The sequence below is a fragment of the Sphingomonas sp. LHG3443-2 genome, from assembly GCF_049896405.1.
Lineage (GTDB): Bacteria > Pseudomonadota > Alphaproteobacteria > Sphingomonadales > Sphingomonadaceae > Sphingomicrobium.
The window spans coordinates 1636703-1657985 of record NZ_JAFCUG010000001.1; the positions used below are offsets into that span (position 1 = coordinate 1636703).

Sequence of the window (21283 nt, forward strand, 5' to 3'; positions counted from 1 at the left end):
CTTGGAACGGCCAAGCGGTGCCGTATAGAGCGGAAATGACTGCAGCTTTTCCCGCGCTTCGTCTGCGCCGTGGCCGTTCTGCCCCCTGGATTCGAGCCATGCTGGCCGAGCATCGCCTGCATCCAAGCGACTTCATCCTTCCCTTGTTCGTCTGCGACGGACAAGGCTGCGAGGAACCGATCGCTGCGCTTCCGGGCGTCAGCCGATGGACTGTGGACCGCATCGGCGCGCGCGCGAAGCAAGCGTATGAGGCGGGGATTCCGTGCGTGGCGCTGTTCCCCAACACGCCCGGTCACCTGCGCACCAACGGTGCGGAAGAGGCGTTAAATCCCGACAACCTCATTTGCCGCGCGGTAAAAGCGGTGAAGGACGCATGCCCGGAGATCGGCGTGCTCACCGATGTCGCGCTCGATCCTTATACCGAGCACGGCCACGATGGGCTGATCGACGAGCGCGGCTGTGTGCTCAACGACCTCACCAGCGCTGTTCTCGTCCAACAGGCGCTGGTCCAGACAGAAGCGGGTGCCGACATCGTCGCTCCCTCCGACATGATGGACGGCCGCGTCGGCGCGATCCGCGCAGCGCTGGAGGGCGCGGGTAAGTGCGACACCGCGATCATGGCCTATGCTGCGAAATATGCCTCGGCCTTTTATGGCCCGTTCCGTGATGCGGTGGGATCTGGCGGCCGCCTGAAGGGTGACAAGCGCGGCTATCAGATGGACCCGGCCAACGCCGCCGAAGCGATGCGCGAAGTCGCATTGGACATCGCCGAGGGCGCCGACATGGTGATGGTGAAGCCCGGCATGCCTTATCTCGACGTGCTCGCCGCCGTCCGGAAGCGCTTCGAGGTGCCGACCTTCGCCTATCAGGTGAGCGGCGAATATGCGATGATCGAACATGCGGCCGCGGCCGGGGCAGGGGACCGCGATGCGCTGATCCTCGAAACCTTGCTGGCCTTCAAGCGGGCCGGCGCCACGGGCATCCTCACCTACCACGCGCTCGACGCCGCTCGGCTGATCGGCGGCTAAGAGGCTGGTAACCATGTCCGGGCTAGGCACCCGCATCGCTTGCTTGGAGAAACAATGGCCAGTCTTGCACCGCCGGCACCAGCGCCAATGACGACGTTTGCGCCGCGCTGGCTGTTCACGCTCGGCATCTTCACCGGCTCGTTCCTGCTGTTCCTGGTGCAGCCGATGCTTGCGCGCATGGCGCTGCCGCGTCTGGGCGGCGCGCCGGCGGTCTGGAACTCGGCCATGCTGGTCTATCAAGGTCTGCTGCTGGGCGGTTACGCATATGCGCATTTCCTTGGCCGCTTCGGGACCCGGACGCAGGTCGGCGTGCACCTTGCCGTGCTGGCCGCTGCGGGGCTTACCCTGCCGCTCTCGCTGGCCGCCGGGAGCCCGCCGGCCAGTGCCGATCCGATCCTGTGGGTGCCGTGGCTGCTGCTGATCTCGGTCGGACCCTTGTTCTTCGCCATCTCGGCGCAAGCCCCGCTGCTTCAGCGCTGGCTCGCGGTCGGCGGGCTCAATCCGTACCCGCTCTACGTCGCCTCCAACCTTGGCAGCTTTTGCGGCCTGGTCGCCTATCCCTTGCTGCTCGAGCCGATGGTCGGTGTTGCCGAGAACAGCCTGTGGTGGTCCTGGGGGTACGGCATCATGCTGATGCTGGTCGCAGCCTGCGGCTTGCCCCTGCTACGTACCGACCATGCGCCGCCCGCCCGCGAGACAGCCCCGCGGCTACCGGCAAGCACCTTCATCCGCTGGGCCCTGATCGCCGCCGTGCCGTCCAGCCTCATGCTGTCTACCACGCTGCACCTCACCACCGACGTGGCCCCGATGCCGCTGCTGTGGGTAGTGCCGCTTGGTCTTTACCTGCTCAGCTTTACCATCGCGTTCTCGGAGCGGCGCGGCGCGGCCAATGTCTGCACGGCGATTGCTCCCTACGGATTGCTGCTCGCAGCCGCATTGCTGTTCGTGGTCTCGGGCGCGATGCTGCCGCTGGTCGTGCTGACGGCCATTCTCGCCATGTTTCTCGCGGCGTGCGCCCTTCATGCGCGGCTCTACGACTATCGGCCAGAGCCTGCAAACCTCACCCTTTTCTACCTGGCTATGTCGCTCGGCGGGGTCATCGGGGGACTGATCTGCGCGCTGTTCGCGCCCTTGCTGTTCGACTGGACCTACGAGCATCCGCTGCTCATCCTCGCCGCCGCTTTCCTGCTTGGCGGGCGCCAACCGATCCACGCTATCGCGGATCTGATGCGAAGCGAACGGGCAGGACGAATCCTGCTGCTCGTGATCCTCCTTCTCCTGGCCTGCTCTTTCCTTGCCGCGATGCAAAGCAAGTTCGCGCTACTGGCGCTGTTCTCGTCCATTGGAGCGGGTCTTGCGACGCTTGCGCTCGGCCGAGCGTGGCTGTTCGCCTTTGCGCTTGCCACCGTGATGCTGGCTGGCGGCGGGTTCAAGCAGATCCACGACAGCGTCACCGGGCAGATGACCCGCAGCTATTTCGGCGTCTACCGGGTCAGCGACGATTATGATGGGCAACGCATGCTCGTCCACGGCACCACAACGCACGGCGTTCAACTGCTCGGCACGCCGCAGCGAGAGCGTACGCCGACCAGCTATTATTGGCAGGGCTCTGGGGTCGGCCGCGTGATGTCGAGCCTGCCGGCCATTGCCGGACAGAATGCCCGGGTCGGAGTCGTCGGCGTCGGCCTCGGCACGCTCGGCTGCTACTCGCGCCCGGGGCAAAGCTGGACCCTCTTCGAGATCGACCCCACCGTGATCGACATCGCGCGGGGGCCGGGCTTCCACTTCCTGCGCGACTGCTTGCCCTCGGCCCGCGTGGTGATCGGCGACGCCCGGCTCAAGCTCGACGAGGCCGCGCCCGCCAGCTTCGACATTCTCGTCATCGACGCCTTCTCGTCCGATGCGATCCCGATGCACCTCCTCACCAAGGAAGCCTTCGCCATCTACAAGCGTGTGCTCCGGCCAGGCGGCGTCTTGATGATCCACATCTCGAACCGCCACCTTGAGCTGCGCCCGGTGGTCCGCACGGGCGGGGAAAGCGTGGGCATGGCGGGCCTCCTCGCTTCGGCCGCAGGCGAGCCGCTGCTGCGCGGCTACGAGTCTACCTGGACGGCGCTGTCGAGCGATCCGCAGACGCTTGCGCGGGTCCGCGCCACCGAGCCTGACCTGTGGGTTAGCCTGCCGCTGGGCCGACGGGTGCACTGGACAGACGACCATGCGTCCATCCTGCCGGTGGTGGCCAAGCCCTGGTGAGCAAGGTGATCGCCAACACCGAACGGCTTTGCCTGCGGACATGGGACGATGCCCGCTGGGCCGAGTTCGTGAGGCTGACCAACACACCGGCGGTGATGCGGTGGCTAGGCGGGGTGTTTTCGTGCCAAGGGATGGCGGCCGCGCGTGAGCGGCTTGACCGCTACCAGCGCGATCATGGCTTCACCTTCTGGGCGGTCGAACGCCTGGAAGACAGCGCGATGCTCGGCTTTTGTGGTCTCAAGCGCGCCAATGCGCCGGGCGCCGAGCCGCTGCATGGCGAGATCGAGATCGGCTGGCGACTGCGGGAAGATGCGTGGGGTCAGGGCTATGCTCGTGAGGCGGCGACGGCCTCCCTCGACCTCGCTTTCAATCGCTTCGGGGCTCAGCGGGTGATCGCCCTTACGGCAGCCGGCAACGCGGCCAGCCAGACGCTGATAAAGCGGCTGGGCATGCGGCACCTGCCGCAGCACAACTATATCGATCAGCGCTTCCCAGCGGACGCGCCGCCCAACCCGCAAGTGACGTTCGCCATCACCCGCGAGGAGTGGGCGGTTCAGCGGGCGAGCCGACTCTGAACCGAAGCAATCGCCGCCCGCTGGCGGCGGTCTAGGGCGGCTAGGTCAGCGGAGATGGCGCGGACGGCGGCGAGGTCCTGCGGGACAAGGCGCGCGCCGGAGCGGATACGCTCGGCAACGGCCTCGTCGAAGTCGCCGATCGCGCGGGTGATGGGCGCTTGCGCAGCAACGGCGGCCGAGAGGGCCTGCTGCGCCGAGATCCAGCTCTCGCTGCCCGGCGCCCCGGCCGAGCCGGCGAGCGCGTCGGCGCGGGCGATGGCAGCGTTGACGGCGAGCGCCCGCGCGACGGCGGGGTCGGCGATGCGGCGGAGGGCGGCGGCCAGCGCGGGATCGGCGGGGAGGGCGGCGGAGCGGTCGGGGATGGGCAGGCGCGGATCAATCGCTTCGGCCGGGCGGCGGGCGAGCGAGGGGGCGTCGGCGACCGAGGCGCAGCCGGCCAGCAGCAGGGAACAGGCGATGGCGGGGGCAAGGCGGCGCATCCCCTTCCTCTACCAGCGCGAAATCCCGCAACAAGGGGTTGCGCTCCTTGGCGCCTGCCTCTAGACGCCGCCCTCGGCAAGCGCCCGTAGCTCAGCTGGATAGAGCATCAGACTACGAATCTGAGGGTCGGACGTTCGAATCGTTCCGGGCGCGCCATTAAGAATTAGGTCGGTTGCCGTGACTTTCGGCACAATTTGTAGCCGCAGGGCCGCTCTAATCGCGAGATTGGCAGTCAATGCTGGTATCCGGATCTCTCGGCTCGAACGTCCAAGGCATCGACAGGATGATCGCGGGATCATTCAGTTGAGCGCTGCTTTCTCCCTGCCTTGGCCGCGAGCGGACGCGCACTGTCTTGCAGGGTAGCAACTGAAGCCGGTGGCTCCCGTCGCGACCGGCCAAGCCTGACCCCTGGAACGGTTCGCGTGCCGGACGGTTGGCGGACACGATCAGGCGGAGGTGGAATGGAACACAGGAAACTTGGTGCGGAACTTCAGGTCTCCGCGATCGGCCTCGGCTGCATGGGCATGTCCGAATTCTACGGAGGAGGCGACGAGGCGGAGGCGATTGCCACCATTCACCGGGCGATCGAGCTTGGGGTCACCTTCCTCGATACCGCCGACATGTATGGGGTCGGCCACAATGAGGAGCTGGTCGGGCGCGCCATCCGCGACCGCCGCGACCAGGTGACGCTGGCGACCAAGTTCGGAAACGTGCGCGGGGAGGACGGCAGCTTCCAGGGCGTGTGCGGGCGACCCGACTATGTCCGCTCGGCGTGCGAGGCGAGCCTGAGGCGGCTGGGGGTCAACACCATCGACCTTTATTACCAGCACCGGGTCGATCCCGACACGCCGATCGAGGACACGGTAGGCGCGATGGCCGACCTTGTGCGCGAGGGCAAGGTACGCTTCCTGGGCCTGTCCGAAGCGGCTCCGGCGACCATTCGGCGGGCCGCCGCCGTCCACCCGATCGCCGCGCTTCAGACCGAATATTCGCTGTGGAGCCGCGATCCGGAGGGCGAGATCCTTGCCACGGTGCGCGAGCTGGGGATCGGCTTCGTGCCCTACAGCCCGCTCGGCCGCGGCTTCCTGACGGGACAGATCCGGCGGGTGGAGGACCTGGCCGAGGACGACTTCCGGCGCTTTAGTCCGCGCTTTCAGGGCGAGAATTTCCAGCGCAACCTCGATCTCGTCACCGAGGTGGAAAACCTCGCCCGGGAGAAGGGTTGCAGCCCGGCGCAGCTCGCGCTGGGCTGGGTGCTGGCGCAGGGCGAGGACATCGTGCCCATCCCCGGCACCAAGCGGCGCAAGTATCTGGAGGAGAATGTCGGCGCGCTGGACATCAGCCTGTCGCGGCAGGACCTGGAGCGGATCGACCGGATCATGCCGCGTGGGGCCGCCGCCGGCCAGCGTTATGCCGAGCCGATGATGGCATCGCTGAACCGCTGATGGCGAGCGTCGACCTTGCCGGCAAGGTGGCGCTGGTCACCGGCGGCGGGCGCGGGCTCGGCCGGGAGATGGTGCTCGCTCTCGCCGCGGCCGGGGCCCGGGTCGTCGCCACCGCCGCCCGCGAGGCCGCCGAGGTCGAGCAGGTGGCGCTGGAGGCCAATGGCTCCGGCGAGGAGCGGGTCGTCGCCACCCTCGCCGACGTCGCCAGCGAGCCGAACTGCCGCCGCGCCGTGGAGCTGGCGCTGGAGCGGTTCGGCCGGCTCGACATTCTGGTCAACAACGCCGGCCGGGGCATGAAATATGTCAGCCATGATTTCCTGACGCAGCCGACCCGCTTCTGGGAAGTGGAGCCGGAAATCTGGCGAATGGTGATCGACACCAACGTCAACGGCCCGTTCCTGATGGCCCGCGCCGCCATCCCCGCCATGCTCCGGTCGGGATGGGGCCGGGTGGTCAATATCTCGATGAATCGGGAAACCATGCGCCGCCGGGGCTTTTCTCCCTACGGCCCGTCCAAGGCGGCGCTGGAATCGGAAACCCTGATCTGGTCGCAGGACCTTGAAGGCACGGGCGTGACGGTGAACTCGCTCCTGCCGGGGGGCGCAACCCGCACGGGCATGATTCCCGAAGGACTCGATCCGGCGGTCGCGGCCGGGCTGCTCGACCCGCAAATTGTCGTCGAGCCGCTTCTCTGGCTGCTCTCGCCCGCCGCGGACGAAGTCAGTGGAAAGCGGCTCGATGCCAGCCGATGGCGGGCGGACGACCCTCTTTCCACGCTGGAAGGAGCGGGCTGCTGACCACCTCCTTCCCGGACCCCGACCTTGGCTGAAGCAAGCGCCACCTACCAGTTCGCCCCGCACGAGCGGCCGTTCATGCCGGGCTCCCCGGCAACACCCGATCACCCGCTCCCGCGCCGGATCGCCTATGCGGTGATCGGCCTGTTCGTCGCGCTCACCGCGGGGATGAGCAACGGCCTGCTGCTCGCCAACCTGCCGCAGATCCAGGGGGCGCTCGGAATCACCCAGGCCGAGGGCGCCTGGCTGACCGGCGCCTATGCGATGACCAACATCTGCACCGGCTTCGTGCTGATCAAGGTGCGCCAGCAGTTCGGGCTGCAACGGATCGTCCGGATCTTCCTGCTGGCGTTCGTGGTGCTGAGCGCGCTCCAGATGTTCGCCCACAGTTTCGGATCGGAACTGATGGTTCGCGCCGCCGCCGGAGTCATCGCCGGGGGATTCACCCCGCTCGGCTTCTTCTACATCATGCAGGCGCTGCCGCGCAAAGCGCGCATGGCCGGCTTCATCATCGGCCTTGGAGTGTCGCAACTCGCGCTTCCACTGTCGCGGGCCATTTCCCCCGCCCTGCTCGGAAATGGCGACATCCAGGTCCTCGCCATCTTCGAGTTCGGACTGGCGCTGATCTGCTATGCCGCCATCACCCTGCTGCCGCTTCCCCCGAGCGAGCGGGCGAAGGTGTTCGAACCCCTCGACTTTTTGACCCTCGCCCTGTTCGTGCCGGGAATGGCGCTGCTGACCGCAGCCTTGGTGCAGGGCCGAGTGGTGTGGTGGTCGTCGGCCTGGATCGGCTATGCTTTTGCCGCCGCAAGCGTGCTGATCGGGATCGCCATGCTGATCGAGCATAACCGGGCCAACCCGATGCTCAACACGCGCTGGATGGGCAGCAGCGCGATCGTCCGGTTCGCGGTGGCCGCGGCGGCGATGCGGATCCTGCTGTCGGAGCAGAATTACGGCGCCGTCGGACTGCTGTCGGTGGTGGGCATGGGCCAGGACCAATTGGTCGCATTGTTCTGGATCATCACCGCCGCAAGCGCCGTGGGCCTGGTCGTCAGCGTGGTTCGGCTCAACCCCCAGGACCTGCTTCGGCCGGTGCTGGTCTCGATCGCGCTGATCACCGTCGCCGCCTTCATGGATTCGGACGCAAGCAACCTGACCCGCCCGGCTCAGCTCTACTTTAGCCAGGCGCTGATTGCCTTTGCAGCCATCTATTTCATCGGTCCGACGATGATGAGCGGGGTGCTGCGGGCGATCAGCAAGGGGCCGAGCCACATGGTCAGCTTCTCCGCGGTGTTCGGCATTTCCCAGGCGCTCGGCGGACTGGTCGGGACTGCCCTGCTCGGCACCTATCAATATGCTCGGGCGCAGTTCCACCTGTCGGTGCTCGGCCAGTCGATCACCCTCGCCGACCCGCAGGTCGCAGTCCGCGTGCGGCAGCTCGGCGGCGCTTATGCCCGCACGATCACCGACCCGGCGCTGCAGCAGGCGCAGGGCACCGCCCTGCTCAACCAGCAGGCGGTTCGCGAGGCCAATATCCTCGCCTACAACGATGTCTTCTTCCTCGTCGGACTGATCGGCGTCGCCGTTCTGGTCTGGCTGGGCGGCCGCTGGCTCTACTATCGCTGGAAGGGTATCAATCCGCTCGGAGCTGAGTTGGCGGCAATGCAGGCAATGATGGCAGGACGGCAATGAGCGACACCGACGCACCGACGACCTTGCGCGAAGAAAGGGCCGGCTCCAATCCGCCTCCCGCTTCCGAGGCGGCTCCGGCGGGCCCGGCCGCGCCTGCAGAAGCCGAGCACCGGCGCCTCGAGGACCCCGTCGAAGAACCACGCGCCGAGGAAGGGAAGGCGCGCGGCTGGGCGCCGCCCAAAGGCGGGCTGCGCAAGACGCTGCTGCTGCTACTGCTGCTGATCGGGGGCGGCCTGCTGGTGCTCTATGCCTGGGGCTTGCCGCCGTTCAGTCGTTCGGTGCAGGCGACCGACAATGCCTATGTGCGGGGGCAGACCACGGTCATCGCCCCCCAGGTGAATGGTTACGTTGCGCAAGTGCTCGTTCAGGACTTCCAGCAGGTCGCGGCGGGAACACCCCTGATCAGGATCGACGACCGAATTTATCGCCAGCGCGTTCAGCAGGCGGAGGCGAACGTCGCCGCGGCGATCGCCAATCTGCAGAATTCGCAGCAAAGCTCCAGTTCCGCCGAGGCGCAGGTCCTCGGCCAGAATGCGGCCGTGGAAAGCGCCCGCGCACAGCTTGCCAGGGCTCAGGCCGACATGCGGCGGGTGGCCGAACTGACCCGCGAGGGTTCGCTGTCCCTGCGCGAGCGAGACCAGACGCTTGCGGCCCTGCGGCAGGCGGAAGCGGCGGTCCGGCAGGCCGAGGCCCAGCGGCGGGTCGCGCAGGAGCAGGTCCAGACCGTGACGGTCGGCCGCGGCGGGCTGGAAGCGCAGGTGGAAAACGCCCGCGCGGCGCTGAGGCTGGCGCAGATCGACCTGTCCAATACCGTCATCCGCGCTCCCCAGGCCGGACAGGTGAGCGAACTGGGCGTGCGACTCGGCCAATATGTCACTGCCGGCACGCAGCTCATGTTCCTGGTGCCGGATCGGGTGTGGGTGGTGGCCAACTTCAAGGAAGCGCAGACCGCGCGCATGGCGCCTGGCCAGCGGGCCACGGTCAGCGTCGACGCTCTCGAAGGCGCCGAGTTGACTGGGCGGGTGCAGCAGATCTCACCGGCCGCAGGCAGCGAATTCTCGGTCATTCGCCAGGACAATGCCAGCGGCAACTTCGTCAAGGTGCCGCAGCGGATCGCCGTGCGGATCGAACTGGACCGCAACCAGCCGCTGTTGCAGCGGCTTCGGCCCGGCATGTCGGTGGAGGCACGGGTGGATACCGCGCAGTGACGCCTCCTCCCGCCCGGGCAGCCTGGTTCGCAACCCTTCTGCTCGCGCTGCTTGGCGGCTGCGCGGGACCTCGGCCGGCGATCCCCCCGCAGGCCGCGGTTGTGGCACCTCCGGCCTGGCGCACGCCGCTTGGACCGGGTGCGCCCATCGACGAGGCATGGTGGGGCCGGTTCGGCGATCCGGCGCTGAGCGCGCTGGTCGAGCGCGCGATCAGCAATAACAGCGACATCCTGGCTGCGGCCGCGCGCGTCCAGGAGGCACGCGCCCAGACCCGCCTCGCCCGTTCCCAGCTGTTCCCGACGCTGGACGGCGGGGCGTCGCTGTCCCGTTCGCAAAGTCCCAGTCCGCTCGGCGGGTCGAGCCGCACGACCACCGTCCAGCCTGCCTTTCAGGCAGCCTATGAAGTCGACCTGTTCGGACGAATCCGCAACGACGTCGCTGCGGCGCGGTCGAACCTGCTGGCAACCCAAGCGGCAGCCGACGCGATCCGCCTCAGCGTCGCCTCGGCGACCGCCTCCTCCTACATCACGCTTCGCGCCCTTGATGCGCGCCTGGCGGTGGTCGAGGCGACGCTCGCAAGCCGGGCGGAAGCGCTTCGGATCGCTCGCGACCGGGCCGAGGTCGGCTACACCTCGCAACTCGAATTGCGCCAGGCGGAAGCTGAATATCGTTCCGCCTCCCAGCTCGTGCCCCAGGCACGGCTGCAGATCGCTCGGCAGGAAAATGCGCTCAGCCTTTTGACCGGTGATCCGCCGCGCGCACCGTCGCGGGGAGCGGCGCTCGCCGCCTTGCGGCAGCCGGCCATCCCGGCTGGGCTTCCGTCCGACGTCCTTCGCCGCCGGCCGGACATCGCCGAGGCCGAGAACCTGCTTGCGGCCGCGGACGCCAGCCTGTCCTCGACCCGGGCCGAGTTTCTGCCACGCGTGCAGCTAACCGGATCGCTCGGACTGTTGCTGTCCAGCGCCATCGACCCGGTTACACTCTGGTCGGTTGGCGGGAGCGTGCTTGCGCCCATCCTCAATGGCGGCCGGATCAGGGCCCAGGCGGACATCGCGGCGGCACGGCGCGACCAGGCTGCCTTCGCTTATCGCGACACGGTGCTGACCGCCTTTCGCGAAGTCGAGGACAACCTCGCCGGGGTGCGCGATCTCGCCGCCCAGCGGGAGGAGGTCGAAGCCCAGCGGGTCGCGCTTGCAGAAGCGCTGCGCCATGCCACCAACCGCTACGAGGCGGGCTATTCCTCTTACCTCGAGCAGCTGGACGCCCAGCGCGCCTTGCTGAACGCCGAACTTGCCCTGATCCAGGTCAGGGCCGATGAGCTGAACGCCTATGTCGGGCTGTACCAGGCGCTGGGCGGAGGCTGGCCGGGATTGCCCGAGATCTGACCGCCGGCAAACTTCACTTAGCGCTTGGTGATCGTCTTCCTGACAACAGCTTACCGGCATGGTGACCTTCAGGTCGTTCAGTATTCGCGAAAGCGTGGCTCAGCCGCTTGCTCGCCGGCCTCGTGAGCCACAGCCCGTAGACATCGGAGCGCTGGTACTTTGGTGGCAGACTTGGTCGACAATATGCACGGACCGCGGAACAGGGTTCGAGTAAATGTTTGCAGAAGCATCGTACCGGATGTTGCTCGTTTGACCAGAACGTTCCGGCAAGCTGGGTCGACGCTGGCGCCCGCATCGTTAATGCCAAGCAATTCCTGCAATTGCTCTGCTAAGCACCCAGCATAACATGGGACTAGCAGAGATCGACGTCCGCTTTCGGGTAGGCGATGCATTTACCCGGACGACGGGTCTGGGCGCAGAGCAAATCTCGCATGCTCAACCTGGCGCAGACTTTCCAATGATCTGAGTGCCCATCTTTGTCACGCCGGACGCGCCATTCTCCCCCAAGCACCAGAAAACCGTGGATTTCTTGCCGAGGTCGAAGCGTGCCTCCCCACAGAGTTGCTACGCAGTCGGGACGACGATCCGGCATTAACAGTCGGACACCGCTCACGAAATCGGCCTGCGGACTGCTACACAGATCGATCCCACAATCGACCTACCGGCATTGTCCTGCGCAACGGTCGATTTAGCTACAGACGGCGAGTTCCGACGAGCCTTGTCTCCCTTGTCGGTAAGCGTGAGATTTGGCGGTCGCTGAACACGGACAGCCTCTCGATTGCTCGTCGTCGAGGCACTCTCGCCGCCGCCGCCGTCGAGCAGGAGCTTGAGCCTGCACGCCGTGCCGCTGGGCATCCCACTGACGAAGTGATCTTGGTGGAGCACTTCGCGAGTGCCTCGAAGAGGGCTACCCGCTTGTGAATGCGACCAAACGCTTTCCCGGCCTCAAGGCTACGGCAGTCGCTCACCGAGCAAAGCGAGAGAAGGCCCATGACCTTAGCAGCGCCGCAAACATCAACGCTTACCTGAACAAGCTCTCGGGCGTCTTCAACTGGGCGCTGAAGGAGGAGATCATCAAGCGAAATCCGGCAGTCGGTTTGAAAGTGCCCGATACCACTCCTCGGCGGGACAAGCGTTCGCCTTTCACTCCGGAGCAGCTGCACGCGATCTTCAGAGCACCGCTGTATGTTGGGTGCCGAGACGACCAGCATGGTTATGCAATGTCCGGCCCAAACCGACCTCGCAATGCGCGCTTCTGGCTTCCGCTCATCGGACTCTATTCAGGTTTGCGGCTCAATGAGGCATGTCAACTTGATGTTGCTGATGTGACGCTTCTGGACGGTGTGGCATGCTTTGCGGTCACTGCTTCATCTCTTCACGATGATACCGAAAAGCGGCTGAAGACGCAGGCAAGCGAGCGCGTTGTCCCTATCCATCCCGTGCTACTTGATCTTGGCTTCGTGCAGTTCGTGTCTGCTCGACGAAGCAACGGCTTCGTTAAACTCTTCCCAGAGATCGGCATGGACGCAACGGGTTATCGCTCTCACCTCTGCCGGCCTGGGAGCGGCTACAAAGCAAGGCTTCATGGTCTCCATGCCCCAGCTTGCGGTTGCTTTGATCTTACTCGGGCGAGCGGGGTTTCTTGCCTATAGGTTCTACAAAGGAAGAGCTTCCCTCCGGGCAGCGCGTATTCTTGAGCGGGCGGATCGGACTCACAGCCGAGAAGACGCAGAAGAGGCGGCGATCAATGCTTTTGGGAAGGGCGCTTGGTCACAGTTCGGGGCAGCGCTATGGTCAACTGCGGACGCTGCAGGCAAGGGCGTGGCCAAGAGCACGCACGAGGCGGTGAAAGCTACCAAGGAAACTCTCGCGTTTGCAGCAGCTAGAGCCGCCGAGCTAGCGGCTACCGTCGGCGCGGTTGGTGCACTAGCAGCCTACAGTGTAGCTGAAACTGGATCGGTCTTCCGTCTTCGGGCTGTCGGTTGGGTGGGCAAATTAGCGCGTAAAGTTCGACGTGTTCGACAAGGGCGCACCACGGCGAACCAGAGCCGGACTCAGACGACAAGAACATATTGCCTTGTCAGTGAACAAGACTTGCAGGACGTTGCGGCTCACTCGACTTCCGTTAGGAGACTTCAACCGTGATGCGCTACGTGAACGGCGCATGTTCTAATTGTAAAGAGGCTTGCTGTGGCAACGTTTTTTGGCAGCTTCCCCCGAGATGAGCGAACATTTCGGTGACGGTGAACCAGCGGGGATTGCCCAGCTTGTGGCGCTCCAAATAGAGCCACACCTTAGCTCGGGTGGAAAGCAGCAAGACGGCTTCTTGCTCGGCAGCTTCTTGGCGGGACATGGTCGCTCCTTGCTCGTGACCCGACCGAGGTAAGCGCCGAAGGTGACAGCCGACAGACTCTGCCACCCAACCCTGCTCGACTTGAACTTACCGCCGCCGACCGCCGACCGGCGCGACCTTTCCGTTTGCCAATATCCGCATCTGTGAGACCATCGGCGGCATGAAGCGCGTCGCCATCTACACCCGGATCAGCACCAGCGGTCAGCAGACCATCGAGAACCAGCTACGCGATCTCCGCCAAGCCGCCGACCGCATGGGCTGGGAGATCGTCGCCACCTTCGCCGACAAAGGGATCAGCGGAGCCAAGGGCCGGGACAAGAGGCCGGGGCTCGACGCCTTGATGAAAGGGATCGCCGCAAGGAGTTCGACATGGTGGCAAGCTGGAGCGTCTGCCGCCTCGGTCGATCACTCCAGCATCTCGTCAACCTGCTCGGCGAACTCGATGCCCGAGGCGTCGATCTCTACCTCCATGTCCAAGCCATCGACACCAGCACTCCATCTGGTCGAGCCATGTTCGGCATGCTTGGAGTCTTCGCCGAGTTCGAGCGGGCCATGATCTCCGAACGGGTGCGAGCAGGGCTAGCTCGAAGCCAGAAGAAGGGTGGTCGTCCTGCTCTGGACTACCTCAAGAAGCAGAAGGTCGAACGGCTCCTGCGCGGTGGCACCAGCATCAACCAGACGGCCAAGAAGCTGAAGATCGGCGTCGCCACCGTACACCGCATCAAGACCGCCATGCCCGATGCCGCGTAAAATCGTTTTGGAGCCCCACCAGCAACCGTCAGGTCATCGTCGCGGGCAAGGACAGCCAGAGCGTCCCAAGACCCTCCACGACGCTCCTGAAAACCTTCCTGAAGACAATCCGGAAGCGGTCGCCGAAGACCTTGCTGCTGCTGCTGCCGTCGTCACCCGCGCCGCCGCTGGTTCGAGAGCACGCCCGCCTCGCTATCGTTCCGGGCGCGCCATTTGCCACGAAGGGCTCACCGCGAGGTGGGCCCTTTTTCGTTGCGGCGGCTATCCACAGCTTTCGGCCGCCGCATCCGTTCCCGTTACGTTCCCGGTGCGCTACAGCCCCGACTCATGTCGGCCAAGCATATCCGGGTCATCGGCGACCTTGTGCGGTTCAGGGCGAGCATCCGGCTCGACTGCCTGGACTGCGCCTCCGCGCGGACCATGAGCGGGCCGGAAGCGGTGACGGCGTTCGGGTCGTGCCCACTGGAAGCGGCCGAGGCGCGGCTCAGGTGCTCAAGGTGCGGCGGAAGGTCGGCGCGGCTCACCGTCCTTCCCCCCGTCTAAGTTCTCAAAGTTCACATAGGGCGCGGGTGTCGTGAGCCCCGAAGTTCTCGAAGTTCACATAGGGGAAGGGGTGGAGGCCTGGTGGCCCGTCGCCGGACCAGCCAACCCGGCGGGCGGCGGGAGGCCCTCGCCGCCGCGGGGCAGGGCCGCTTGCCTGGGATCGGCGCCGCGGCGGTGGAGCCAGCGGTCGAGCTCGTCGACCGGCGCGTAGTTCAGGGGATCGCGCACCCGCAGCAGGTAGCAGCCGAGCGCGTCGTGGTGGACGGTGCGGGTGGCGACCACCTCGCCCTTGTGGACGATCGGCACCTCGTGGCCGTGGACGGCACGGTCGAACAGGGTGTCGGCGAGCACCTGGTTGGCGCTGCGCATCGCGTCGTCCAGGGCCGCGGCGAAAGCGGGGGCGCGGGGCGCGAGCTTGTAGACTGAACGGCGCGACACGCCGGCGGCCCGGGCGGCGGCAAGGATGCTGCCGCATTCGGCCAGCCGCTCGAGAAACAAAAGGCGCCGCTCCACCGTCCAGCCGTCGCGGCGCACGCCCCGCGGCACCTCCGCGATCACCGCCGCATAATCGCCCTCGTAGACATCGGCGCACATGTCCTCGGGATCGGGGCGGGTGTGCTGGCGGGCGAGCCGGTCGCGTGCGGCGGCAGCATCGACGCGCTGCTGGAGCGAGGGCCTGGCCGCTTCCTCGCGGCGCGGGGCGTCGGAGGCGAGGAGCTGGCCCTGGAGCGCGGCGACGGCGTCTTCGAGCGCGTCGTAGGCGGACGGGTCGGGGAGGACGGGCCTGGGCGGCTGCAAGGCCAGCGCGCGCTCGTCGGTCCACGGCTGCCAGCCGGCGGCGGGATCGAAGATAAAGAAGTCGCCCGCGGCGTCAAAGGCGGTCTGGCCGGGCGCGGGATCGGCGGGGAAGGGGGAGGAGGGATTTGCCATCGACCAGGATAGATCAGGCGAAATCCTATTGTGCAAGGCGTGAGCGCCGAACGCAGCTGAGCGGTTGCGCAAGCAACCGGGAAGCAGCGCGAAGAGCCGCGAAGCCGGCCGGCCGACAGGTGCCTGGCACGGGCAACCTGATCGACGATCAACCAGGTAAGACATGCCCCCGGCATGTCTTAGAATGTGCCGGGGGCACATTCGGCCTGGTTGATGGATTTACTCCCGTGACGGCCCCTCCGCTCCTCGCCCTTACCCCTCCGCCTCGCGGCTGAACGCCGCATCCCCGCCTAAGCGGGCGGCGAGCTTGCCGAGCCAGATCAGCACGGCGACGGCGATCACGGTCGCGATGATCGCGTTGGTGGTGAGGCCGGCGAGGCTGTCACCGAGGCCGAGATAGGCGAGCGTGGCCTTGATCGCCTCATTCCACGCCAACGCCGCGACAAGGCCGAGCGAGGCGGAGGCGAGGGTGATCATGGTTTGGATGAAGGCGCGAGGGTTAATGGGTGGGCTCCAATGTTGTGGGTGAGCGTGCAAGACTTTGTCGACGCGCTGATCAGCAGTGAGGGATAGGCGGAGTTTGAACTGAGATCGCCAACTTAGCGGAGCTTAGAGCGACATGCAGTTAGCGCCCACAGTTGAAGTGCCAGACTATTCTATACTACTTTTGATAGGTCTACTCTATTGAGTATATCTGTTTTTACGGGTCGCATGTCGTCCCAGAAAATCATGGAACGCAAAAATCTTTGAACACTCTCACTCTCAAGTTTCGAGAGCGCAGCTTTTGCTTCGCTTTCGGTCTCGAATGAAAGAAAGTAAACAGTATCGTCGAAAACGACCGGCTTATCTTCTCTCGGTCCGATTAAGACAAAATCAAGAGACTTGTACAGTGCGCCGATAGCAACCTTCCAAGGCAGGAATGTATACGGACCAACACCAAATATTGAAAAATCCCCACCCTTTCTATAGATCGAGCTCTTCCGTCTAGAGAAAACTTCTCTATTCCTTTGAAGGTGAACAAGTGTTCTTGCGCCTATTGAAAGAACAAGCTCATCATGCGACTTTGACAAGTCTGTGTTGGGCACAATTAGGAATCGATCCGAGTTCGATTTCCTAAGGTCTGACCCTTTCCTTAAGGGAAATAGATTGGTGGTATCAACATCTACCTCATCACCAGCCTTAGTTCGTAAACGCCCCGCCACCCTTTCTAATTCGAGTGCGAACGCCGCATCATGCTTGATGCCTGACCGCCACCGAGGCTGAGATGTGCCGAGAAATGGTCTTCCTTCTTTGTATGCGGGTACATCTGCTACTACGAACCCATCGACATATCCAAAGGAGGATTCCGATAGCTCCGCATCCGTATTGGGGTAAACATCGCAAACCTTCTCATGTCCCCGAATGGCAAACGAGCAAACCAGAACGCAGGCGGAGACATTCGCTCCGAAATGCTCTTTTGCGTCAATAAGATGGATGCGAGCGGCTGGCGCAGCTGCGTCGCGTTTCCACCACCAGAGAAGGACTTTGCGAGCTACCGACTGTTTGCAGATGACAGCTAGAGTACCGTTGCAGCCCGCAGCCCATTGGAACCAGTCACGGATCATTGACTCAGAGATGTCGAAGTTGCTCTTCCCGGTCTGTGCTTCAATGCCTCGAAGATCGGCTTGAGGAGACTTCGCGGGTAGGTTAGTGCTTCCAGCCCCCATCAAAAAAGAGTTTGTCACCCAGGGAGGGTTTCCCACAATCCAAAGAGGCTTAGCGACTTCGTCTATCAAAGCTTCCCAATCGAACTGGAAGTAGTCGGCTTCGAAGACCTGCATTCGTTCATCAGATATTCCAGAATTTCGCAATTCTTGGACGTGCTGGGACTGAAGTTCAATGCCGATAACTCTTGCTTGAGGTTGCTCCTCAAGCGCAGCTCTGACGATTGACCCCCTTCCGCAAGTTGGCTCAATTATGGTTTCCGGAAGATGAGACATCCTAGCAGCAAGCCTGACCACCCTGCTGGCAAGGTCATCCGGTGTCTGGAAATCTCCAAATTCGTTATTTGGCATCTATAGAACGCGAACTACGCCTGGAACGAACCCAGCCTGCGAGATAGCTCTGCTATACTGTAATCGCCACTGGAGGGCATTGGATATTGTGATGAAGCCTTGCTCGGGAGGAACCTGAAGTATCTCTTCTGCCAGCTGCTGAGCGGTAATATCATCGATCGGCAGATTTCTATCGAAGAAAAATGAAATCAAGTCGTCTTCATTTCCATTCCGCTCAAGTATCTCTAGGATTCCGCGAGTAGTCTGATAATCTGCTGTTTGGGCCCGATCGATAAAGATAACATGATGCATGTGCAGATTCGACGTTCGTGCAGCATGATCGTCGGTCTTCTCGTATACGAAGACTAAAAGGTTGTACCCCAGACCGTAGACCTTCTGTCTTGCGAAACGAAATGGGCAAGACGACTGAGGCTGCCGTATGCTTGTTGTCTTAATATCGACGTCAAGCCCAGGGAGATCGATGCCGGACGCAGAGTTCCCTGCTGCAAACGTGTAATGGGCTGTAAGCCCATTAGTGAACTTTTGCTCAAGGTAAGTCCCGATTACCTTGCCGTCGCTTACACCGAACAAGGTGGGCTCGTTATGTTCGTTCTCGAACTCAGCAAATTCGCGAGCTTCTATCTTCAAATCTGCAATTGTCAGTTCCGGCATGCTCATTCCACTCCCTCAACTACCTTCTTCCGCCGCCCCCGCTTAGGCCCCTCTGCCAGCGCCACGCCCAACCCCGGCGACGCAGCCTCCGCCGCGCCCCCAAGCCCCTGCGTCGAACCATTCGCTCGCTCGAGCAGCGGCTTCAAGTGGTGGCCGGTGAACGACCGCTCCTCCTTCACCACCTGCTCGGGCGTGCCGACGGCGACGATCTCGCCGCCCTTGACGCCGCCTTCGGGGCCGAGGTCGATGATCCAGTCGGCGGTCTTGATGACATCGAGGTTGTGTTCGATCACGACCACGGTGTTGCCCTGCTCGACCAGGGCGTGGAGGACTTCGAGGAGCTTGCGGACGTCTTCGAAGTGGAGGCCGGTGGTGGGCTCGTCGAGGATGTAGAGGGTGTTGCCGGTGGCGCGGCGGGAGAGTTCCTTGGCGAGCTTGACCCGCTGCGCCTCGCCGCCCGAGAGGGTCGTCGCCTGCTGGCCGACCTTGATGTAGCCGAGGCCGACTTCGGCCAGCATCGCCATCTTGTCGCGGATGCCGGGGACGGCCTTGAAGAATTCCACCGCGTCCTCGACCGTCATGTCGAGCACGTCGGCGATGCTCTTGCCCTTGTGGAGGACTTCCAGCGTTTCGCGGTTGTAGCGCTTGCCGTGGCAGACGTCGCAGGTGACGTAGACGTCGGGGAGGAAGTGCATTTCGATCTTGAGCAGGCCGTCGCCGGTGCAGGCTTCGCAGCGGCCGCCTTTGACGTTGAAGGAGAAGCGCCCGGGCTTGTAGCCGCGCTCTTGTGACTCGGGCAGGCCGGCGAACCAGTCGCGGATCTGCGTGAAGGCGCCGGTGTAGGTGGCGGGGTTGGAGCGCGGGGTGCGGCCGATCGGCGATTGGTCGATGTCGATGACCTTGTCGAGCTGGTCGAGGCCGGTGACCTTGTCATGCTTGCCGGCGAGGATGCGGGCGCCGTTCAGGTGGCGCGCGGCGGCGGCGTAGAGGGTGTCGATGGTGAAGCTCGACTTGCCCGAGCCGGAGACGCCGGTGATGCAGGTGAAGGTGCCGAGCGGGATCGACGCGGTGACGCCGGTGAGGTTGTTCTCGCGCGCATTGTGGACGGTGAGCTTCTTGCCGCTTCCCTTGCGGCGCTTGGCGGGCAAGGGGATGGAGCGGCGGCCGGACAGGTAGTCGGCGGTGAGGCTGCCTTCCTGCTGCAGCAGGGTGTCGAGGGTGCCGGAGTGGAGCACGGTGCCGCCGTGGACGCCGGCGCCGGGCCCCATGTCGATGACATGGTCGGCGGCGCGAATGGCGTCCTCGTCATGCTCGACCACCAGCACGGTGTTGCCGAGCGATTTCAGGCGCTGGAGGGTTTCGAGCAGGCGGTCGTTGTCCTTCTGGTGAAGGCCGATCGAGGGTTCGTCGAGGACGTAGAGGACGCCGGACAGGCCTGAGCCGATCTGCGAGGCGAGGCGGATGCGCTGGCTTTCGCCGCCCGACAGGGTGCCGCTGGTGCGATCGAGGTGGAGGTAGTCGAGCCCGACGTTGTGGAGGAAGCCGAGGCGCTCGTTGATCTCCTTGAGGATCGCGCGGGCGATTTCCTGGTGCTGGGGCGTGAGCTTGGGTTCCAGCGCGCCGAACCAGGCGTAGGCGTCGGCGACGCTGCGGCGGACGGCGATCGAGATGTCTTCGCCGGCGATCTTCACCGCGCGAGCTTCGGGCTTGAGGCGGGCACCGTGGCAGGTCTCGCAGGCGTGAGCGGCCTGGTAGCGGGAGAGTTCTTCCTTCATCCACGCGCTTTCGGTCTGCGCGAGGCGGCGATTGAGATTGCCGATGACGCCTTCGAATGCCTTCTTGACCTCATAGCTCTTGCGACCGTCGACGAAGCGCAGGGTGATCGCCTTGCCGCCGGTGCCGTGGAGGATGGCGTGGCTGTGTTCGGGGCCGAGGTCCTTCCACGGGGTCTGGAGGTCGAAGCCGTAATGCTTCGCGAGGCTGCTCAGCACCTGCATGTAGTAAGGCGAGGGCGGGTTGCTCTTGGCCCAAGGCACGACGGCGCCCTTGGCGAGGCTGAGGTCGTGGTTGGGGACGACGAGGTCCTCGTCGAACTCCATGCGCTCGCCAAGGCCGTCGCAGGCGGGGCAGGCGCCTTGCGGCGCGTTGAAGGAGAACAGGCGCGGCTCGATTTCGGGAATGGTGAAGCCGCTGACGGGGCAGGCGAACTTTTCGGAAAAGCAGATGCGGCCCGGAGGCGCGTTGGTGGCGAGGACGGCGCGGGTGGCGGCCTTTTCCAAGGCTTCGGCGACGCCGGTGCGTTCGGTGCCCGCAGGCTCGGGCGCGGGGTCGGCGGGGTCGAGGTAAGCAAGACCGTCGGCGAGCTTCAGCGCGGTTTCGAAGCTGTCAGCGAGGCGGGTCTGGATGCCGTCGCGCACGACGATGCGGTCGACCACGACCTCGATGTCATGCTTGTATTTCTTGTCGAGGGCGGGCGCCTCGTCGATCTCGTAGAAGGTGCCGTCGATGCGGACGCGGGTGAAACCGGCCTTCTGCCATTCGAGCAGCTCTTTCCGATACTCGCCCTTGCGGCCGCGGACGACGGGAGCGAGGAGATAATGGCGGCTGCCTTCGGGCAAGGCCATGACGCGGTCGACCATCTGGCTGACCTGCTGGGCCTGGATCGGCTCGCCGGTGGCGGGCGAATAGGGGATGCCGACGCGCGCCCACAAGAGGCGCATGTAATCGTAAATCTCGGTCACGGTGGCGACCGTCGAGCGCGGATTGCGGCTGGTGGTCTTCTGTTCGATCGAGATGGCGGGCGAGAGGCCGTCGATATGCTCGACATCCGGCTTCTGCATCATCTCGAGGAACTGGCGGGCGTAGGCCGACAGAGACTCGACGTAGCGGCGCTGGCCCTCGGCGTAGATGGTGTCGAAGGCGAGCGAGGATTTGCCCGAGCCCGACAGGCCGGTGATCACCGTCAACTGGTCGCGCGGGATCGAGACGTCCACGCCCTTGAGATTATGCTCGCGCGCGCCCTTGACGGTGATGTGAGTCAGCATGGGTGTGGTATGTTCCGCTTCTGTTCTGGAGGCAAGCGGAGTCACGCTCGCGAACGGGCGAGATGGGTTGGACAGCCCTGAAACTCAAGGCGTTACGC

Annotated in this window: 17 protein-coding genes, 1 tRNA gene and 2 pseudogenes; 13 read left to right on the plus strand and 7 right to left on the minus strand. The window is 64.6% G+C overall.

The window, feature by feature from the left end:
• The first annotated feature begins 35 nt into the window (after positions 1–35).
• The 3 genes from hemB to ACP69Z_RS08230 all read left to right on the plus strand — a co-directional run bounded on the left by hemB (position 36) and on the right by ACP69Z_RS08230 (position 3856).
• Positions 36–1028 (plus strand): porphobilinogen synthase, encoded by a 993-nt coding sequence (gene hemB / locus ACP69Z_RS08220; RefSeq protein WP_426267020.1) that lies wholly within the window; start codon positions 36–38, stop codon positions 1026–1028.
• 87 nt (positions 1029–1115) lie between these two features.
• A complete protein-coding gene (locus ACP69Z_RS08225; protein WP_426267021.1) occupies positions 1116–3281 on the plus strand; it encodes a spermidine synthase in 2166 nt (721 codons plus the stop codon).
• Positions 3278–3856, plus strand: coding sequence for a GNAT family N-acetyltransferase (locus tag ACP69Z_RS08230; RefSeq protein WP_426267022.1), 579 nt, complete (start codon positions 3278–3280; stop codon positions 3854–3856). The genes ACP69Z_RS08225 and ACP69Z_RS08230 overlap by 4 nt, the downstream gene beginning before the upstream one ends.
• On the opposite strand, the gene ACP69Z_RS08235 is transcribed toward ACP69Z_RS08230, so the two are convergent.
• A complete protein-coding gene (locus ACP69Z_RS08235; RefSeq protein WP_426267023.1) occupies positions 3835–4335 on the minus strand; it encodes a hypothetical protein in 501 nt (166 codons plus the stop codon). The two genes, ACP69Z_RS08230 and ACP69Z_RS08235, sit on opposite strands and share 22 nt — an antisense overlap.
• A gap of 80 nt (positions 4336–4415) precedes the next feature.
• Between ACP69Z_RS08235 and ACP69Z_RS08240 the strand changes: the two genes are divergently transcribed.
• The 8 genes from ACP69Z_RS08240 (at position 4416) to ACP69Z_RS08275 (ending at position 12512) form a co-directional block, all read left to right on the plus strand.
• Positions 4416–4492 (plus strand) — tRNA-Arg (locus ACP69Z_RS08240).
• A gap of 305 nt (positions 4493–4797) precedes the next feature.
• A complete protein-coding gene (locus tag ACP69Z_RS08245; protein WP_426267024.1) occupies positions 4798–5781 on the plus strand; it encodes an aldo/keto reductase in 984 nt (327 codons plus the stop codon).
• Positions 5781–6578: an SDR family NAD(P)-dependent oxidoreductase gene (locus ACP69Z_RS08250; RefSeq protein ID WP_426267025.1), complete on the plus strand. Its 798-nt coding sequence runs from the start codon at positions 5781–5783 to the stop codon at positions 6576–6578. Before ACP69Z_RS08245 ends, ACP69Z_RS08250 begins: the two co-directional genes overlap by 1 nt.
• A 24-nt stretch (positions 6579–6602) precedes the next feature.
• On the plus strand, positions 6603–8267 hold the full coding sequence (locus tag ACP69Z_RS08255) for an MFS transporter (RefSeq protein ID WP_426267026.1): 1665 nt from the start codon (positions 6603–6605) through the stop codon (positions 8265–8267).
• Positions 8264–9475 (plus strand): HlyD family secretion protein, encoded by a 1212-nt coding sequence (locus ACP69Z_RS08260; RefSeq protein ID WP_426267027.1) that lies wholly within the window; start codon positions 8264–8266, stop codon positions 9473–9475. The genes ACP69Z_RS08255 and ACP69Z_RS08260 overlap by 4 nt, the downstream gene beginning before the upstream one ends.
• Entirely contained in the window at positions 9472–10860 is a 1389-nt protein-coding gene (locus ACP69Z_RS08265; RefSeq protein WP_426267028.1) for an efflux transporter outer membrane subunit, read from the plus strand. Before ACP69Z_RS08260 ends, ACP69Z_RS08265 begins: the two co-directional genes overlap by 4 nt.
• Before the next feature lie 561 nt (positions 10861–11421).
• On the plus strand, positions 11422–11781 hold the full coding sequence (locus ACP69Z_RS08270) for a DUF6538 domain-containing protein (protein WP_426267029.1): 360 nt from the start codon (positions 11422–11424) through the stop codon (positions 11779–11781).
• Complete coding sequence (locus ACP69Z_RS08275; RefSeq protein WP_426267030.1) at positions 11778–12512, plus strand: hypothetical protein; 735 nt, start codon at positions 11778–11780, stop codon at positions 12510–12512. Before ACP69Z_RS08270 ends, ACP69Z_RS08275 begins: the two co-directional genes overlap by 4 nt.
• A gap of 497 nt (positions 12513–13009) precedes the next feature.
• On the opposite strand, the gene ACP69Z_RS08280 is transcribed toward ACP69Z_RS08275, so the two are convergent.
• Entirely contained in the window at positions 13010–13213 is a 204-nt protein-coding gene (locus tag ACP69Z_RS08280) for a hypothetical protein (protein ID WP_426267031.1), read from the minus strand.
• A 160-nt stretch (positions 13214–13373) separates the two neighbouring features.
• Between ACP69Z_RS08280 and ACP69Z_RS08285 the strand changes: the two are divergent.
• Positions 13374–13759: pseudogene (locus tag ACP69Z_RS08285) on the plus strand (recombinase family protein); the annotation flags it as partial.
• A 6-nt stretch (positions 13760–13765) separates the two neighbouring features.
• Positions 13766–13963, plus strand: a complete 198-nt coding sequence (locus ACP69Z_RS08290; RefSeq protein ID WP_426268072.1) for a helix-turn-helix domain-containing protein — start codon at positions 13766–13768, stop codon at positions 13961–13963.
• A gap of 597 nt (positions 13964–14560) precedes the next feature.
• On the opposite strand, the gene ACP69Z_RS08295 is transcribed toward ACP69Z_RS08290, so the two are convergent.
• The 5 genes and pseudogenes from ACP69Z_RS08295 to uvrA all read right to left on the minus strand — a co-directional run.
• Positions 14561–15436, minus strand: coding sequence for a hypothetical protein (locus tag ACP69Z_RS08295; protein WP_426267032.1), 876 nt, complete (start codon positions 15434–15436; stop codon positions 14561–14563).
• 252 nt (positions 15437–15688) lie between these two features.
• On the minus strand, positions 15689–15973 hold the full coding sequence (locus ACP69Z_RS08300; RefSeq protein ID WP_426267033.1) for a DUF5654 family protein: 285 nt from the start codon (positions 15971–15973) through the stop codon (positions 15689–15691).
• A gap of 119 nt (positions 15974–16092) precedes the next feature.
• The gene (locus ACP69Z_RS08305; RefSeq protein ID WP_426267034.1) at positions 16093–17490 is read right to left on the minus strand and encodes a hypothetical protein; all 1398 of its coding nucleotides are present in this window, start codon (positions 17488–17490) and stop codon (positions 16093–16095) included.
• Positions 17491–18147: a hypothetical protein gene (locus ACP69Z_RS08310; RefSeq protein WP_426267035.1), complete on the minus strand. Its 657-nt coding sequence runs from the start codon at positions 18145–18147 to the stop codon at positions 17491–17493.
• A gap of 125 nt (positions 18148–18272) precedes the next feature.
• Positions 18273–21185 (minus strand): annotated as a pseudogene (uvrA, locus tag ACP69Z_RS08315) (excinuclease ABC subunit UvrA); the annotation flags it as partial.
• Positions 21186–21283: the final 98 nt, after the last annotated feature.